Source organism: Microcoleus sp. PH2017_24_DOB_U_A (assembly GCF_020738205.1).
GTDB lineage: Bacteria > Cyanobacteriota > Cyanobacteriia > Cyanobacteriales > Microcoleaceae > Microcoleus.
Window position 1 is genome coordinate 12,204 of sequence record NZ_JAEQCT010000059.1, and the last position, 17,007, is coordinate 29,210.

Genomic DNA, 17,007 nt, shown 5'->3' on the forward strand with positions numbered 1-17,007 from the left:
GGTAGAGGTAGCTCTCCAACTGTCAACTGTCAACTGTCAACTGTCAACTGTCAACTGTCAACTGTCAACTGTCAACTGTCAACTGTCAACTGTCAACTGTTTACAAATCCTCCTAGAGAGCCGCCACTGCCTGCAACATCTCGCGCACGCAGAAAGTACACTTAGAAAAAGCTGAGAGCGCCACAGTCGAATCCTCTGACAAAATCATTTGACTCCGGTACCCGTCGTCTGAGGGTTCTCGAAATACATGAAGCTGGCGTTGGTGGATATCTAGCACCCAAAAATCGTCAATCTGCGATGCAGCATAGATATCTCCTTGAGTCTCGCAGTCATTTTGAAGCGTACCATCGACTATTTCGATCAGCAGATATATCTCCGAGGCGATGGGATGGCGGTCAGTATAGCGCAGGGCGTCTGGCATCACAACTGCGATCGACGGTTTTGCTTGGGCATCGCCTAACTGAATTGGTAGCTCCACCCGCACTAAAACCTCATCTCCTAACAGCTTTTCCAGCAACTTCTGAATAAGTACAATCGCTGTAGCATAATCGGTTCCCTGTATTTTCATTTTTTTGACAATCAGTCCTGCAACTAATTTTACTTATTGTGAGTTTAATATTTTAGTCGATCGTACCTAATAATCTTCCACGCATATCAAAGGAGCAGATAGCCGGGGAGTGGGAGATTGGGAGAGGGGGAGAGGGCGAAAATCTTCATTCTTTATTCTTTTTTTTGTCAACTGTCAACTGTCAACTGTCAACTGTCAACTGTCAACTCTTCCTTCATTTAGTATCTAATTCGCGGGTCAATGTAAGCATTTAAAATATCAATTACAATACTAGCAATTACTACAATTCCCGCAAAAAACACCACAATACCTTGAACAGTTGGATAATCTCGCAAGCTAATCGCTTCATAAAGACGATTTGCCAGCCCCGGCCAAGAAAAAGTAACCTCAGTTAAAATAGCACCACCCAACAGTGCAGCAAAAGTCAGTCCCAAGACAGTAATTACCGGAATCAGCGCATTTTTGAGAGCGTGAGCCCATAAAATTTGCAATTCAGGAATTCCGCGAGCTCTAGCTGCTTCAACATAATCTGCTTGCAAAGTTTGCTTCAGATTCACCCTGACAATTCGCTCAAAAATGCCACTCAAAAGAATGCCCAGCGTCAAACTCGGGAGTGCCAAATAATGCAAACTTGTGAAAAACTGACCGGGGTTAGCGCTCAAGAGACTGTCTACAGTGTACAGTCCCGTGTAGCCTTGGGGAGCTGGGAATGTTACCGGAAACCGAGTTCCCAACGGAAACCAGCCCAACTGTACGGCGAAAATCAACTGCAAAACCATGCCAGCCCAAAAAGCCGGCAGCGAGTAAGTAATAATCCCAAACAAACGGCCTGCTGCATCGAAAATAGTGTTGGGGCGGGATGCCGCCAGGGAACCGATACTGATGCCGACAATTAAAGCTATGGCCATGCTACAAACTGCTAATTCGACTGTCGCGGGGAAATAGTCTCCGATAATTTGCCAGACGGTTTGGCCGCGAGTGGTGATGGAGGTTCCCAAGTCGAAGCCCAGCAAGTCTTTCATGTATTTTAGATATTGCTCCCACAGGGGTGCGTCGAGGCCTAGTTGGGTTCGCATTGCTGCTTTGGCGGCGGCGGGTGCTCGCGAGCCGAGAATGGCATCTATGGGGTCGCCCGGAGTGGCCCGGAGTAACAAAAATACTGCTGTGGTGATTGTCCACAACATTAGGGGTGCGAGTAGCAAGCGGACAAAAATATAAGATTGCAGGGCTTTTGAACGAGACATAGGAATTGGGAATTGGGAATTGGGAATTGGGAATTGGGAATTGGGAATTGGGAATTGGGATTTGATTTTAGTGATTGTCGATCGACTTTTTGCCAATTCCAGATTTTCCGATTGCGAGCATCTGCATGGTGCTTTTATATTATTGCTGTCCCCGCTCGCGTATTGTATAAGAGAGCAGGGACGATCGCACTCAAACAAAAAAAGGCTTTTTACGAAAATGAGATGCTTCCTTCCTATTCGCCCAGTAGCGATTCAAATGCAGCTTGCAAAGACTTGATATCGCCTACTCTGGCTACTAACAAGTTTTCGCTGCCGGCATCCTGCAATCTATCCTTCCAATACTGGATGCTATCCGAGTTGTTCATCCAGAAACTAATCACGGTATTTACAACTCGATCGACATCCCAGCCGCGATAGGGAGAAATTATCTCTACCGATGCTACAAAAGAATCGAGAGTACACTTTCGGTTTCCCAAGTATTCTACACCTGACGGCTGCTGTTGTTGCAGTAATTCCTGCTGCTGGTTAAAAAACGTTAAAGTTGGAGATACGCCCAGGATTTCAAATGTATAGCTCATGTTATCCTCCCGAAGTATTATTTTGCTCAAAGGTCGATCGCGTAGCGGGGCGTAAGCCATTGTCCACAAAAGCCAAAAACACTTGACATTACGCAAAAATAGGTACACATGGCCGAGGCTCATGGAGGTCGCACCCAAAATTTTAGACTCCTGTTCAACCTCCTCGATCGAGGCGAGTAAATCTAAAATCTAAAATCTAAAATCTAAAATCGAGTGACGTTGCTGCCCTCGATGCACCACAAGATCCTTTAATTACAGTCTTGGCGTGCGATCGCGCTTTTGCCCGCTTATTCTATGAATAGCAAATTTTTTAACAGTCTGGTGTCAAATAACTTACATTTTTGACATCCCCCAGCCATTGAAAATTCTAATCTAATTTGTATTAACCAGCGGTAAGGCAGGCAACCTGCACTCGGAGAAAGCGATCCGATTTTAGGTTAAAGATTTTAGAATTGGGAATGACCGATCGATTGAGGAGTTGTATGCTTTTTGACCTGGCATGAGTTTTGGGGCTGGAGTTCGGGAGCATCTCATTTTTGTAAAAAGAATTTTTTTATAGTGCGAACTCGTATAGCTCGCGTATTATACGATACGCGAGCTCCCGACAGCACTATTAAATGCAAAACAGAGATGCTCCCTTGGAGTTCTCGATCGCGATCGCCAGATTCAGGAAAGTAGTACCATGATTAATATTACAATTTTTTTACAGTAGTGCTTGAAACCTCAGCGAAGTTTTGACCGGGCGGCTACCCCAATTCAATATTGCTGTGGGACTTTGTATAGCGGTTCTCACAAAGATGAGGTACGTTGTTGGGCTTCAGCCCTCTTGGTTTCAGTGGTTATATAACCTGTCAGTCATACCTCACCTTTTTGAGAAAGGCTATAACTTATACTATCTAGGGCATCTTGGAAACGACAAACGATACGCAAACCTCGTAGGTGTCAGAATAATATTGATGTTATTGAAAACTCTGAGCCGTCGTCTGATGAAAAGCTCGCCCAAGATGTCACTGAGCCTCGTCTTGTTGATGCCGCTGGTGGTGCAAATCTCCGTAGCAGTCGGCGTCACTGGATGGCTGTCTTTTCGCAACGGCCAGAAAGCCGTCAATGACCTTGCTACCAGGTTGAGCTTGGAAGTCGCAGCGAGGACTAAAGAAAATTTCCGCAGTTTTGGAGAGGTGTCTCACCTGTTCCTGCAAATGAATAATGCTGCGATCGCCTCTGGAAACCTAGACCCTGATGACTTCCCCAACTTAGAGCGCTTTTTTTGGAATCAGACCAAGCTGAGCGATCGCACTACAACCATCTACTACGGCGACGAACAGGGCAAATTCCTCTTGCTCAAACGCGAAGCAGATGAATTAGTATACATCAGAGACGAATCAACTGCTCCCAACCGCCAAATTTATCGCCTCGACAGCAAAGGAAACCGCACTGAGCTAATCAAAACCGCCCCCTACGACCCCCGTACTAGACCGTGGTATCAAGCTGCCAAACAGGCAGAAAAAGCCACCTGGTCTCCGATCTACGTCTTCACTGCCTCGCCAGTTCTCGGCATTACGCCGGTGATGCCTATTTACACTGAAACAGGAAAACTGCGGGGGGTATTGGCAATTGACCTGACTCTTTCTCAAATCAGCGATTTTCTCAAAAGTATCAAAATTAGCCCGTCAGGAGAAGTTTTTGCGATCGAGCGCAGCGGGGAAATAGTCGCCAGTTCCACAGATGAATTGCCGTTTATCACTGACAACAAAGGACAAAAACGGCTGTTGGCAACACAGAGCAAAAATTTGCTAATTCGATCGGCTTCCACATACTTGCAAACACGATTTGGCAGTTTTGAAGAAATTGACAGCCAAGGACAGTTTAGCTTCGATATAAAAGGCAAACGTCAATTCATTACGGTCGCTCCCCTGCGAGACGGCCGCGGTCTCGATTGGCTGATTGTCGTAGCAATCCCGGAAGCAGACTTTATGGAGCAAATTAACGCCAACACTCGCACAACTATTTTATTGTGCTTTTTTGCCTTCATACTGGCGATCGTCCTGGGAATTTTCACATCTCGCTGGGTTGTCACACCAATTACCCGATTGCTGGAAGCTTCCAAAGCTTTAACAAAAATGTCCGAAGCTGCCGACTTCACCTCCGCCGAATTAGACGGCGAAGTCGAAGTCAAAGGCGTCAATGAACTCGGCGTCCTGGCTCAGTCTTTCAACCAGATGGCCAGACAATTGCGATCGTCTTTTGTAGCCCTAGAACGAACCAACTCCAGTTTAGAACAGCGAGTAGCAGAGCGGACTGCCGAACTCGAAGCCACCGAAGCAGAATTGCGGGCTTTGTTTGCAGCCATGAACGAATTAATTGTAGTTGTGGATGCCACCGGTCGCTATTTGAAAATCGCGCCCACAAATATGTCGCTGCTCTACAAACCAGCAGCAGAATTAGTTGGTAAAACTATCGGAGAGCTGTTCCCGCAAGCTACAGCAGACAATTTTCTCAACCACATTCGAGCAGCCTTAGATAGTCAGCAAACAGTTAGCATCGAGTACGATTTAACCATTAACGACCGCGAAATTTGTTTTGCCGCCAGCATTTCGCCGCTTTCAGAAGAATCCGTAATTTGGGTGGCTCGCGACATTACCGAACAGAAGCGAGCCGAATCAGTGCGGCGGATGAGGCAAAAACAATTGCTCAAACAAAATACGGTTTTGCTAGAATTGGCAAGAAATAAAGCGCTATATCGAGGCGATTTGCAAGTAGCTTTAAGAGAAATCACCGAAGCGGCGGCTCATACCCTAGATGCAGAAGCAGCCGGAGCGTGGTTGTACGATGAAAGCCGATCTAAATTGCAATGTCTAGACCAATTTCACCGCAGTAACAGCGAGCATTCCCAAGGTGCCGAACTCGCAGCACCAGACTATCCAGCTTATTTTAAAGCTTTGGAAGAAGACCGGACGATCGCAGCCGACGACGCTCTCTCAGATATCAGAACCAGAGAATTGGTATCATCTTACTTTGCAGAAGGCGGCACCACATCCACATTGGATGCGCCGGTGCGATTGGGAGGACATACAGTTGGAGTCCTCTGTATCGAACAGGTGGGAAGTGCTCGCCACTGGACAGTAGAAGAACAAAATTTTGCTGCTTCCCTCGCAGATTTGGTATCATTGGCGATCGAAGCCAGCGATCGCGATCGGACACAAAACGCCCTGCGTCAAGCAGAACAAAAATACCGCAGCATCTTTGAAAACGCAGTCGAAGGCATTTTTCAAACCACCCCCGAAGGTCGCTTCTTGAGCGTAAATCCATCCTTAGCCCGCATCTACGGCTACGCCACTCCCGAAGAATTGACATCAAATCTCACCAACATCAGACAGCAAACTTACGTCAATCCTCAACAACGCGAGAAGTTTATGCGAGTGATGAAAGAATCTGGACAAATTTCGGGGTTTGAGTCAGAAGTTTACCGCGTTGACGGCAGCATAATTTGGATTTCCGAAAGCGCCCGTGCAGTGTGCGACACGCGCGGTGAGGTAATCTACTATGAAGGTAGTGTCGAGGATATTAGCGATCGTAAAGTCTTTGAATCCGCCTTGCAACTCGCCCTAGAAGCAGCCGAAGCAGCCTCCACCGCAAAAAGCGCATTTTTAGCAAACATGAGCCACGAACTGCGGACGCCCCTCAATGCCATCATCGGCTACAGCGAAATGCTCCAAGAAGAAACCGAAGAATCCGGCTACAATGAACTCACCCCAGACTTAGACAAAATCCGCACATCCGGCCGACACTTGCTATCGCTAATAAACGACATTCTCGACATTTCTAAAATCGAAGCCGGTCGCATGGATCTCTACTTAGAAACCTTCGACATCGCCACCTTAATTGAAGAAGTCGCCGACACCGCCGCGCCACTAATTGAGAAAAATCATAACACTTTAAACTTACAGCAAATAGGCAATATCGGCACTATGCACGGTGACATTACCAAACTGAGGCAGATTTTATTGAATTTGCTAAGCAATGCCGCCAAATTCACTCACAATGGTACAATTACCCTCAGCGCCAGCCGAGAACAAATCGCCGGCTACAGCAGCGAAGCGACACCACAAAACAGTTCGGAACCTGCGGTAAATTCTCCATCCTCAAATCCCAGTAAAGAATTTTTAGTAGTTAATTGTACAGATACAGGAATTGGCATGAATCCCGAGGAATTGCAGAACATTTTCCAACCCTTTATCCAAGCAGACGCTTCTACCACGCGCAAATACGGCGGCACTGGTTTGGGACTAGCAATCAGCCAGCGTTTTTGCCTCATGATGGGTGGCAATATTTCAGTAAACAGTCAAGTCGGTGTTGGTTCTACTTTTACCATCCGCTTACCTATTAATACTTAAACAAGTAATTGGTCATTGGTCATTGGTCATTTTTTGCTTCGTCATTACCAATTCCCCATTACCAATTCCCCATTACCAGAAAGAATTGGTTGAAAGCAAGAAAGCGAGTGAGGGAGAAATTAAAATCCGACTATTCATTACTCCAATCCTCTTCCTTCTAGGTAGAGGTCGCTCTTAAACTGTCAACTGTCAACTGTCAACTGTCAACTGTCAACTGAACAATTACCTTTGAATGCTTCTCGGATCGAGAGCATCCCGCAATCCATCCCCCAATAAATTGAACGCCAAAACAGTCAAAATAATCAGCGTCGCCGGAGGCCAAACCAACCAGGGCTGCAACACTATAATTGAAGCATTCGTAGACAAAGATAGCAAATTTCCCCACGAAGGATCGGGCTGTTGAATTCCCAAACCAATCAAACTCAAAACCGACTCCGCCACAATAAAACCCGGAACCGACAAAGTAGCAGAAATAATTACATAAGTTGCAGTTTGTGGCAACACGTGGCGGACAATAATATAAATTGGGTTGGCGCCCATAGCCCGCGCCGCTTGCACGAATTCTAGCTGTTTAATTGACAGTACCTGACCGCGAATTACCCGCGCCAAACTCGCCCAACTGATAAATGAAGTAATCAGCACAATCAAAATAAATCGCTGAGCACTTGTCAATCCGGGCGGAAGGACTGCCGCTAGAGCTACTAATAAATAAAGACCGGGAATCGTCATCAATACTTCAGCAAAGCGCATTAAAATACTGTCAATCCAACTGCCGAAATAACCAGATATTCCTCCGATTAACAATCCTAAAGGAAAGGAAATTGCTATACCAACTAAACCAATACTGAGGCTAATGCGGCTGCCCTGTACTAAGCGGCTGAATTGATCGCGAGCTTGTTCATCAGTGCCTAAAAGGTTAATTTTGCCTTCTCCTGTAGTGCCAAACAGGTGGATATCCCAAGGCAAAATTCCTAAAAACTTATAGGGAGAACCTTTGACAAACAAACTAACAGCAGAGGGTTTTTGCCAGTCTACAATTACCTCGCGAGCACCAGTATTTGCATCTACTGGGCCCTGAGTAGTCGGGTAAACGTGGGGCCCCATAAATCGCCCATCTTTGGTGCTTAAATAAATCTGAGTTGGTGGCAGCAAGGAACTGTTTAATTGAGAGTCGTAGGGGTCGTAGGGAGCCACAAATTCGGCAAAAAGTGCGACTGTATAAAAAATTAACAGCACTACGGCTCCCAACCGAGCTAGAGGATTATTTTTAAGATTTTGCCACCATTTCATAAGTTTTAGGTTTGAGATTTTAAGTTGGTTCGTAGTAAGGACTTTAGTCCTCCCAGGTTCGTAGTAAGGACTTTAGTCCTCCCAGGTTCGTAGTAAGGACTTTAGTCCTTCCAGGTTCGTAGTGAGGACTTTAGTCCTTTGCGAGCGTTTTTTTCGGAGAGTAAGAAGCGGTTTGAGGAGTGCGAGCGTCCCCGCTCGCTTCCTTATATGTAGCGAGCGGGGACGCTCGCACTCACATAATAGCAAAACTGAGATGCCCCTAATCCTTTCTTCACGGAATCAGTAGCAAGGGCTGAATTCGTTACTAATACAATTTTTAGCAGAAAGAATTGGTTGAAAGCCGGAACCCTTGTAGGGAAAAATTAAAATCAGACTATTCATTACTCCAATCCTCTTCCTTCCTTTGTCAACTGTCAACTGTCAACTGTCAACTGTCAATTGAATGAAGGACTGAAGTCCTTACTACAAACCTTAAACTATTTTTTTTCATCGGCTACCAAAATTATTCTATTTTCATTTTCGGCAATTTTCCCCAATTCCTCGCCGTTAAAAGGATTGTAGAAAAACGAACCTGTTTGCGGAGGTAATTTGGGATTGAGTACAATTTCCACGATACTTTTGACCACCCCAGTCAGGGGAATTGCCAGGATAACTCCTAACAATCCTCCCACTCTACCTCCTAAGAGCAAAGCTGTAAAAATAATTACCGGACTCAACCCCGTGAGATTGCCCATAATTCGGGGTGCTACTAAATTATCCTTGATTTGCTGGAGACCGATCGCAACTGCCAACACTTGGAGCGCCAGCCACCAATCGATAAACGCTACAATTATACTAACAGTGCCGATGCCCAGCGTCGCTCCGATAAACGGAATTATTTCTGTCAATCCGATAAACACGGCAAACAACAGAAAAAACGGCACTTGCAGCCACCAAAAAGCCAGAGTTAGCGAGGTCGCCATAAAGAGTCCCAGCAATAACTGTCCCGAGACAAATCGCTGGAGGTTTCGCTGCAAAGTATCTGTGAGAACATAGCGAATATCCGGCGAAAAAATGCTGGTCAAACCCTGCCAAACTCTTTGACCGTCTAGCAGCATATAAAATGAAATTACCAGGATAAAAATTAAGTCGAGAAACCAGTTAACTGTACCGACAACTAAGCCTAAACTTGTACCTGCGATTGCTTGTACTTGTTCCTGGACTTTGGCTGATAACTGCTGTTCCAATATTTGCACGTCAAATGGTAAATTGCGATCGGCACTCCACGCTTGAAATTCGCCTAACTGCTGCCGCGCTGACTCCAGCAAGTCCGGGAACCTCACCCCCAACTGTCTCGCTTGACTGAATACGGGCGGTACAATAGTTAAACCGATGACTGCGACTACCACACCCGCCATCAAATAAACCAGCCCCGCAGCTATTCCCCGCGGCAAAAATACTTGCAGTCTGATTACTGCATAATTTAATAAGAATGCAATCAGTCCCGCTGTTACTAAAATGCTGACCAGTTCCCCAACATAATTGATAGCAGTCAGGGTAAACCATCCAGTCACTAGCACTAGCAACCAAGTAATTAGAAACTGTTGGACGGGAGTAAATACACTATTCATTGTGATTTTATCAATTAAACTGGCACAAGTTTTTTAGCTTCTGTGCCGTATTATACAACAAAGATATAGCAATCCTAAATGAATCGTATTTTTTTTACCCCACCCCAACCCTCCCCTTAGTAAGGGGAGGGAGTAAGAAGAAGTTCACAAATGATTTAGGATCGCTATATTAAACTATAGATTAGCAATAATCAGTTCAATATTAGATTAAATTCTTTTGGCAGTGATGAATTGGTGATGGTAAAAACGCTCTGGGACAGAAAATCTGAGTCCGATCGCCCTGCAAGCGATCGCAAATCGCGCTAAGATTACTCTGCCTCAAAATCCCGATCGAGTCAAAGGTCGATCGCACAACCTCGGATCGAAATCGCGATTATCAGGTGAAATGGCGCCACACTCACCCACAAGGAGGAGGCGCGACCGATCGCACGCTCAGCTAAAATAAATTAGATATTAAAACCGCAATCTTTCTTTACAATATCAAAAACCCCAGGCTCAAACCGGCGGGAGGAACTACCGTGACGAATCAAGTTTTTTCAGAAGCAGAAGAACAGCAACCGCTTGTCCCCGTGCAGAGCGGGCGCGACAGCAAATCAGCAGTGGATGCGCCTGAAACTGGCATCTCAGATACCTCTCGCTGGCACTTCTCCTCTGAAGAAGATGAACGAGAAATAGCCTTAGAAGTTCCAGACGAACAATCAGAAGTTTCCGAAGCTGAAGAACCAGAAGTTCCTCCCAGTAAAGGACTCAGGTGGCAGACGCTGTTGGCGGGCGCAGGGATTGGCGTAGCTGCAACGCTGTTAGCAGTACACTTGACTGCGGGCCAGAAGAGCGCGCGTCCCCCAGTTGCAGCCCCAGCGGCGGCTCAGCAGGGGACGCATCAGACGGTGACAGTGGCTGCTGTGGAATCGGCCGAGGTGGCTCAAACTCTGGAAGCGACGGGGACTGTGGCGCCCTACGATTTGCTGCCGGTGCTGCCGCAAGCCAACGGTTTGCAAATCAAGCAGGTTTTGGTAAAAGAAGGGGATGCGGTAGAAAAAGGTCAGGTAATGGCGGTTTTGGATGATTCGGTGCTGCGATCGCAAATTGCCGAAGCCACTGCTAAGGTAGAATCGGCAGATTCTACGGTAGAACAAGCGCAAGCTCAGGTGCAACAAGCCCAGTCAGCCCAACAAGAAGCCCAAGCCGGCGTTGCTCAAGCCCAAGCCGGCGTTGAAAAAGCCGTCGCTGACGCAGCGCAAGCCAAAACGGGCGTGGGCCAAGCTCAAGCAGGTGTCGAGCAAGCCAAAGCCGGTGTCGAGCAAGCTAAGGCGGGGATTGCTTCTGCTGAGGCTAAATTAGCTCAAGCTCAAAGAGAAGTAAATCGCACCCAAAATTTGGCTTCCCAGGGAGTAATCAGCCAGCAAGATTTGGAAAAGCGCAAAACCGAGCGAGATACTGCTGTTCAAGATGTGAACAAAGCTAAGGCTGATTTGAATAAAGCTTTGGAAGAACAGAACAAAGCGGCGGAAGAAGTGCGATCGGCTCAAGCTAAAGTAGCTACAGCAGAAGCTAATATCAGTACGGCGAGAGCGGCCCTCAGCAGCGCCCGCGCTAAGGTGAATACGGCCGGCTCTGCTGTCAGCAGCGCGCGCGCAAATGTCGGGAACAATGCAGCAGGTGTTCGCAGTAATGATGCGCGAGTGAAACAGTTGCAAACTCAACTCGAACAAACAATTGTCCGAGCGCCGGACAGCGGTATTGTATCTGAAAGAATTGGTCGAGTTGGTGATGTTTCTTCGGGAAGTCAAAAACTATTTTCGATTATTCGAGGAAACAAGCTGGAACTGCAATTAAAAGTACCGGAAACTCAGGTTTCTCAAGTGCAGCCGGGAACGGCGGTGCAGATTACTTCGGATTCTGATAAGCGGATTAAGTTGTCGGGAACTGTGCGAGAAATTTCGCCGTTAGTTGACCCGCAAAATCGGCAGGCTACGGTGAAGATTGATTTGCCGACAAGTGAGTTTTTGCGATCGGGAATGTTTTTGCGCGCCTCGATTTCGACGGCGACGGCTCAAGGTTTGAAAGTCCCTGCTAAGGCTATTTTACCACAGTCTGACGGCAGTTCTATTGTTTACAAACTTGTAGGCGAGGACAAGGTGCAGGCTCAACCTGTGGAAGTTGGAGAGATTACTGGGGGCGCGGTTGGTGATTTGACGACTGCTCAGGTTCAGATTAAAAAGGGGTTGAAGGCGGGCGATAAAGTGGTGGTTGCTGGGGCTGGTTATCTTAAGGATGGCGATCGAATTAAGGTCAGCAGTCAGTAGACAGTTGGTAGTTGGTAGTTGGCAGTTGGCAGTTGGCAGTTGGCAGTCATTATTTATTGTAGGGTGCGTCAGGTGAGAATTTGGCGACGACAGACTAATAATTTTCCACGCTAAGCACCTGACGATTAGTTACTGAGTCAACTGTAGGGGGGGTTCACCAAAGATATTTGTCGGTAACAAACAATCTTGATAAACCCGCCCTCACTCACACACCCGATGTTTTGGGGCGGTTGTGTACGCAGGATTTGTCGTTGGGTGGGGGCGGGTTTATGTCAATTGTCGGTACTCATCAAAGATTGTTGGTGAACCCGCCCCTACGAAAATTGTGATTGAATGTCTGGTGAAAAAACATAATTCCTGTAGGGGCGGGTTCACCAATGCCTCAAATACAAATGAGAGAATCAGTAAACCCGCCCCGTCCGAGATCCATTGGCTGTATTCCCAATTACCAATTACCAATTCCCCATTCCAATTATGTCTTTTAATATTTCGGCTTGGTCGATTAAACAGCCTGTCCCGACGATTGTTTTATTCTTAATTCTGACAATCGGGGGATTAGTATCCTTTCCGGTTTTAGGCATTGATGATTCACCGAACATCGATGTGCCTTCAGTTTCGATATCTGTCAGCCAACCGGGGGCAGATCCAGCCGAACTTGAATCTCAAGTTACGAAAAAAGTAGAAGATGCTGTGGCGGGTTTGGGCAATATTGACCACATTATTTCTACTGTTAATGACGGTTCTTCTAATACTACAGTTAACTTTTTGTTGGGCACAAATAGCGATCGCGCTACGAATGATGTCCGAAATGCGATCGCCCAAATTCGCCAAAGCCTGCCCCAAGACATCAACGATCCAGTCGTCAAACGGGTGGAATTTGCCGGTAGTTCCATTATGTCCTACGCCGTCGTTTCCGATCGCCAAACCGTAGAACAGTTAAGCGAATTAATCGACCAAAACATCAGCCGCGTCCTGTTGTCGGTCAAAGGTGTCGCTCAAGTGCAGCGAATTGGAGGCAGGGACAGGGATATTCGAGTTGATTTAAACCCCGAACAACTGCAAAGTTTGGGGATTACAGCTACCCAAGTTAACGACCAAATTCGCAATTTTAACATCAATCTTCCCGGTGGCAGAACTGAAATCGGCAATTCCGAGCAAACAGTTCGCACCATCGGCAGCGCCAAAACTATCGAACAGTTGAAAGCTTATCAAATTACTTTACCAAAAGGCGGTTTTGTGCCGCTTTCCAGTTTGGGAAAAGTTGACGAAGGCTATGCAGAAGCGCGTCAGGGTGCGCGGCTCAATAACAAGCCTGTTGTAGCTTTTGCTATCCTCCGCAGCACCGGCAGCACTCTCGTGACTGTGGAAGAAGCGGTGCGGGCAACTGTTAAGAAAATGGAAAAAACTTTGCCGCCGGATGTCAAGCTTGAACTTATTTATACTTTAGCAGATCACATCCGAGATTCCTATGAAGCTTCTGTTGATGCTTTAGTTTTGGGGGCGGTTTTAGCGATTGTCACGATTTTTATATTTCTGCGGGATTGGCGGGCGACTTTGATTGCTGCTGTGGCTTTGCCGCTGTCGGCAATTCCTACTTTTGCTGTGCTGAGAATGGTAGGATATACGCTTAACGGCATGACTTTGTTGGCGCTGTCGCTGGTGGTGGGTATATTGGTCGATGATGCGATCGTCGAAATTGAAAATATCGAACGCCACGTCGGGATGGGGAAAACGGCTTATCAAGCTGCTTTGGATGCTTCTGCTGAAATTGGTTTAGCTGTTGTTGCTACCACGATGACGATTGTTTCGGTGTTTGCACCGGTGGCTTTTATGCCGGGAATTCCCGGTCAGTTTTTTCGACCTTTTGGGGTGACGGTTTCGGCTTCGGTGTTATTTTCGCTGTTAGTAGCCCGCACTGTAACTCCGATGATGGCGGCTTATTTGTTTAAGGATAGTGGACACGAGGCGGAACTCAAAAAAGACCAACTTTCTTATCAGTACCGCCGACTTTTGACTTGGGCGCTGAAGCATCGGGCGATCGTCCTAATTTTAGCTGTTGCTTTATTTTTCGGCAGCGTTCAGTTAATTCCTTTCATTCCGACTGGGTTTATCGATCGCGATGATACCGGACTTTCGACAGTCTCGATCGAATTGCCGCCCGGTTCCACCTTGTCACAGACAGATTTAGCAGTGCAGCAAGCAACTAAATTATTGCTCGCCCATCGGGCCGTAAAAAGCGTTTTGGAGACCGAAGGCGCTCCGACAGTATCCGGGGGGCCAGGTGGTGGCGGAGGGGGCGCTAGCGGCGTAAATACAGCCAGTCTGTACGTGAAATTGAAACCCGCCAATCAGCGGATCGGACAACAGAAGTTTGAGGAGGAAATGCGGCCGAAACTTGCCGATGTTCCCGGTGTGCGGCTGAGTTTTGCTCAAGGGCGTGTGGGCGGTAGGAAGCAAATGTCGATCGTCCTCAAGAGTGAAAATGCGGAAGCTTTAACCAAAACTGCGGAAACTCTGACGCAACAAATGAGGCAACTTCCGGGACTGATTGAGGTACAATCTAGCGCGAGTTTAGTCAAGCCGGAGATTTTGGTAAAACCCGATCCAAATCGGGCGGCGGATCAGGGTGTTTCGGTGCAACAAATTGCTCGCACTGCTTCTTTGGCAACGATTGGAGATATTGATTCAAATCTTGCTAAGTTTGATTTGCCCGATCGACAAATTCCGATTCATGTGATGTTGGCGCCGCAGTTTCGCAGCGATATCGAAACAATTAAGAATCTGCAAATACCGGGTAAAAATAATACTTTAGTACCGTTGAGGGCAGTGGCGGATATTGCTTTGGGTAGCGGGCCTTCTCAGATCGATCGCTATGACAGAGCTCGTCAAGTATCTGTAGAGGGCAATTTGTTGCAAGGTACGACTTTAGGAGAAGCTGTTGCTGCGGTGAAAAAACTGCCTGCAATGAATCCTTTACCCCCTGGCGTGGAACAAGAATCTTCGGGCGATGCAAAAGTTATGCAGGATATTTTCAGCGGTTTTGCGGGGGCCTTGGGAACGGCGGTACTGTTTATTTATGGTGTGTTGGTGCTTTTGTTTGCCAATTTCTTGCATCCGATCACAATTATGGCGGCATTACCTTTATCTCTTGGTGGCGCGCTGTTGGGACTTTTGGTAGGACAAAAATCTCTCGGTTTGTACGCTTTGATTGGTGTAGTGTTGCTGATGGGAATTGTGACGAAGAATTCGATTTTGCTGGTGGATTACGCGATTATGAATCAGAAGGAAGGCGAACCGATGTATGAGGCGACGCTGGATTCTGGTGTAGCGCGGTTGCGGCCGATTTTGATGACAACGATCGCCATGATAGCTGGGATGGTGCCGATCGCGCTGGGAATTGGCGCGGGATCTGGGGTGCGGAGTCCGATGGCGATGGCGGTAATTGGCGGTTTGATGACTTCGACGCTATTAACTTTGGTGGTAATTCCGGTGGTTTATACCTACATGGATGGCTTGCAAGTCTGGATTTTCGATCGGGTGCGGGGGAAGAAAAGAGGCCAAGGGCGATCGAATATCTCCGGGTAGGGAAACGGGCACTGCCGTCTCCTCCTGCGTCAGGAGAAGGCTTTTGGAGTGTACGGTGCGTCAGATCTCAGGTTTGTCCGAAAAATTCCGGCGATCGAGACTGACGCACCCTATTAATTTTGCCGCCATGGGCGATCGGCAACCCCAAAAAATAATTCTCAAAATCATTGACTCAAAATCACAAAATCGTCGTATAATATTTATCTAGTCATGGTTTACCGCAATCCCTAAAAAGTAAAAGCCAGTAAAACAGACTAAGCGCGGGCGTAATTCAGTGGTAGAATGTCAGCTTCCCATGCTGAACGTCGTGGGTTCGAGTCCCACCGTCCGCTTTAACTGAATTTTCATATTTATATCAAAATCAATTAGTGCTATCAATTCGATCTATGGCTAATTTCTTAACCGCTGCATTATATAAATTCGTTGAACTATCCGATTTTGCCGAGCTGAAAGCACCGCTAATCGATTGTTGCAACAAAAACAACGTCAAAGGCACCATCTTGTTAGCAGCCGAAGGCATCAATGGCACGATCGCCGGTTCATCCGAGGGCGTGCGCGCAGTGCTGGCATTCTTGCGTAGTGACGCGCGTTTTGCTGATTTGGTTCACAAAGAATCTTTCTCAGAAAAAGCACCGTTTTACCGCCTAAAAATCCGCTTAAAACGCGAAATCGTCACGATGGGAATACCCGATATTAATCCATCTCTCATGGCTGGCAAATATGTCAAGCCCGATGAGTGGAATAAGCTGCTTGACGATCCTGATGTTGTCGTAGTTGATGTGCGTAACGACTACGAAGTATCTATGGGTACTTTTGCAGGCGCTATCAATCCCAAAACCAAAAGCTTTTCCGAGTTACCTGAATGGGTGCAGCAAGAAACTGCTTTGCGCGATAAACCCAAGGTGGCAATGTTTTGCACGGGTGGCATTCGCTGCGAAAAATCTACTGCTTTTTTGCGATCGCAAGGTTTTCAAGAAGTCTATCATCTCGAAGGCGGGATTTTAAAATATTTGGAAACGGTTCCGGAAGCAGAAAGTCGTTGGGAAGGTGAATGTTTTGTCTTTGATGAACGGGTTTCTGTTGTTCACGATTTAAAACCTGGTAACTATGAACTTTGTCGCGGTTGTCGTCACCCGATTAGTGAGGAAGATAAGGCTTCTGAATTTTTTGTCCTGGGCGTGAGTTGTCCTCATTGTCATGACTCGAAAACCGAAGCTAAAAAACAAGCTTTATTAGAGCGGCAGCATCAGATTGAGCTTGCTAAGCGTCGCAACCAAGTACATATGGGCGCGTGCTATGATGCTAAGGAAAAATCCGATGGTGCGATCGACTAAAAGGTATGTTGTTGGGCTTGAGCCCCAAGAGCGCTGAAGCGCAACTACGTACCAAGAAAGGTATGTTGTTGGGCTTGAGCCCCAAGAGCGCTGAAGCG

General features: G+C 46.9%; 9 protein-coding genes and 1 tRNA gene. 5 read left to right on the plus strand and 5 right to left on the minus strand.

Annotated elements, in window-relative coordinates:
* Positions 1-112 precede the first annotated feature (112 nt).
* The 3 genes from JGK07_RS17375 to JGK07_RS17385 form a co-directional block, all read right to left on the minus strand.
* Complete coding sequence (locus JGK07_RS17375) at positions 113-583, minus strand: Uma2 family endonuclease (protein ID WP_293179979.1); 471 nt, start codon at positions 581-583, stop codon at positions 113-115.
* A 203-nt stretch (positions 584-786) separates the two neighbouring features.
* Positions 787-1,812 (minus strand): ABC transporter permease, encoded by a 1,026-nt coding sequence (locus JGK07_RS17380; protein WP_293179846.1) that lies wholly within the window; start codon positions 1,810-1,812, stop codon positions 787-789.
* A gap of 233 nt (positions 1,813-2,045) precedes the next feature.
* A complete protein-coding gene (locus JGK07_RS17385; protein WP_293179849.1) occupies positions 2,046-2,390 on the minus strand; it encodes a hypothetical protein in 345 nt (114 codons plus the stop codon).
* A 986-nt stretch (positions 2,391-3,376) separates the two neighbouring features.
* On the opposite strand from JGK07_RS17385, the gene JGK07_RS17390 reads away from it, so the two are divergent.
* Entirely contained in the window at positions 3,377-6,784 is a 3,408-nt protein-coding gene (locus JGK07_RS17390) for a PAS domain S-box protein (protein WP_293225587.1), read from the plus strand.
* Positions 6,785-7,006: 222 nt separating this feature from the next.
* Here the strand turns inward: JGK07_RS17390 and JGK07_RS17395 are convergent, their stop codons facing one another.
* Together JGK07_RS17395 and JGK07_RS17400 are read right to left on the minus strand one after the other, a co-directional pair.
* Positions 7,007-8,074, minus strand: coding sequence for an ABC transporter permease (locus JGK07_RS17395; RefSeq protein ID WP_293207459.1), 1,068 nt, complete (start codon positions 8,072-8,074; stop codon positions 7,007-7,009).
* A gap of 476 nt (positions 8,075-8,550) precedes the next feature.
* The gene (locus tag JGK07_RS17400) at positions 8,551-9,684 is read right to left on the minus strand and encodes an AI-2E family transporter (RefSeq protein ID WP_293179855.1); all 1,134 of its coding nucleotides are present in this window, start codon (positions 9,682-9,684) and stop codon (positions 8,551-8,553) included.
* Positions 9,685-10,202: 518 nt separating this feature from the next.
* Between JGK07_RS17400 and JGK07_RS17405 the strand changes: the two genes are divergently transcribed.
* The 4 genes from JGK07_RS17405 (at position 10,203) to JGK07_RS17420 (ending at position 16,909) form a co-directional block, all read left to right on the plus strand.
* Positions 10,203-11,990, plus strand: coding sequence for an efflux RND transporter periplasmic adaptor subunit (locus tag JGK07_RS17405; protein ID WP_293225579.1), 1,788 nt, complete (start codon positions 10,203-10,205; stop codon positions 11,988-11,990).
* Between the two features lie 474 nt (positions 11,991-12,464).
* The gene (locus JGK07_RS17410; protein WP_293233208.1) at positions 12,465-15,575 is read left to right on the plus strand and encodes an efflux RND transporter permease subunit; all 3,111 of its coding nucleotides are present in this window, start codon (positions 12,465-12,467) and stop codon (positions 15,573-15,575) included.
* Between the two features lie 260 nt (positions 15,576-15,835).
* Positions 15,836-15,907, plus strand: a tRNA-Gly gene (locus tag JGK07_RS17415).
* Positions 15,908-15,961: 54 nt separating this feature from the next.
* On the plus strand, positions 15,962-16,909 hold the full coding sequence (locus tag JGK07_RS17420) for a rhodanese-related sulfurtransferase (protein WP_293207453.1): 948 nt from the start codon (positions 15,962-15,964) through the stop codon (positions 16,907-16,909).
* Positions 16,910-17,007: the final 98 nt, after the last annotated feature.

Bases quoted from the DNA above. Each gene is read 5' to 3' on its own strand.
- JGK07_RS17395 (WP_293207459.1), bottom strand. From the start codon at position 8,074: ATGAAATGGTGGCAAAATCTTAAAAATAATCCTCTAGCTCGGTTGGGA.
- JGK07_RS17400 (WP_293179855.1), bottom strand. From the start codon at position 9,684: ATGAATAGTGTATTTACTCCCGTCCAACAGTTTCTAATTACTTGGTTG.
- JGK07_RS17385 (WP_293179849.1), bottom strand. From the start codon at position 2,390: ATGAGCTATACATTTGAAATCCTGGGCGTATCTCCAACTTTAACGTTT.
- JGK07_RS17380 (WP_293179846.1), bottom strand. From the start codon at position 1,812: ATGTCTCGTTCAAAAGCCCTGCAATCTTATATTTTTGTCCGCTTGCTA.
- JGK07_RS17420 (WP_293207453.1), top strand. From the start codon at position 15,962: ATGGCTAATTTCTTAACCGCTGCATTATATAAATTCGTTGAACTATCC.
- JGK07_RS17390 (WP_293225587.1), top strand. From the start codon at position 3,377: ATGAAAAGCTCGCCCAAGATGTCACTGAGCCTCGTCTTGTTGATGCCG.
- JGK07_RS17410 (WP_293233208.1), top strand. From the start codon at position 12,465: ATGTCTTTTAATATTTCGGCTTGGTCGATTAAACAGCCTGTCCCGACG.